This is a genomic window from Candidatus Obscuribacterales bacterium, from assembly GCA_036703605.1.
Classification (GTDB): domain Bacteria; phylum Cyanobacteriota; class Cyanobacteriia; order RECH01; family RECH01; genus RECH01.
In genome coordinates, this window is the sequence record DATNRH010000685.1 from 1 (window position 1) to 1,088 (window position 1,088).

Here is a 1,088-nt window from a genome sequence, read left to right on the forward strand (position 1 = left end):
GTAATCAATGCGGGTGCAGCCATCTTCCACCATCGCAACCAGAGTCTAGAAGAGCGAGTAGCGCTCCTAGAAGCTCAACAGGCGCACCCCAACATCCTTGAACGGAAAGCACTTAATGGTGTTGCAGTCGGACTGGATGTAACCGCCCAAGAGGTTCAAACGCTCATTGATGCAGGTGCCAACCTCATTGGGATCGAAGTCGCCCATGCGTACCATGAGCGCCTACTCGACACGATTCAGCGTATTGGCCCCTATTGCAAAAACCAAGATATCCTTCTGATGGTGGGCAATTTTGCATCCGTCGAATCTCTCCACTGGCTCGCCCAGTATGATACGGGGGGCTTCGTCGACATCGCGAAAGTATCCCAAGGTGGAGGCAGTGCCTGCACGACACGGCTCATGACGGGGATTGGCAAGCCAACATGGCAAGCGGTGTACGATGCCTGTGAACAGGACTTCCCATTTGAAGTCATTGCAGATGGAGGTATCCGTAGATCGGGTGACCTAGCAAAGGCTCTGGGGGCAGGTGCATGTTGTGGGATGGTAGGAGGTATGTTGTCGGGGACGGATGAGGCACCCGGTGCGGTCATCCTGAAAGGGACTGAGAAGTTCAAATCTTTCCGAGGCATGGCGTCACTAGAAGCAAAGGCGGCTATCGATAGCCCGGAGCGGCACGTAGAGGGGGTCGCTACCTTGGTGCCTTACAAAGGCTCGGTCGTACCCGTTCTAGGTCAGATTCGAGACGGGCTTCAAAGCTCTGTGTCATCATGTGGCTTCACGAGATTGACAGATTTCCGAAAAGAAGTACGATTCCAGCGTGTATCTCAAGCCTCTCAAGTAGAGGCCCAACCTCATTCCAAATGGCTCTGATCCAATGAAGATTGTTGTATTGTGTACCGCCATCACCCTCTTCAGTTGTGGCCCCTCGTTGCCTTCCTACTATCAGGGTATGGGCCGGAAAGACTGTTCCGATCACCCCAAAGATAGCAGCATAACCTGTTGCACTTGCTTAACCGGGCCGGGGGGGTCCGAAAGTCAAAAAAGGCGAATTTGGTCTACACCACTCGTGAGCCTCTAAAAGTGAAAAA

General features: G+C 53.1%; 1 protein-coding gene. It reads left to right on the forward strand.

Annotated features, from left to right (window positions below):
- Positions 1-870 (forward strand): IMP dehydrogenase (locus V6D20_14550; GenBank protein HEY9816999.1); only part of this gene is annotated, 870 nt, incomplete at its 5' end.
- Positions 871-1,088: the final 218 nt, after the last annotated feature.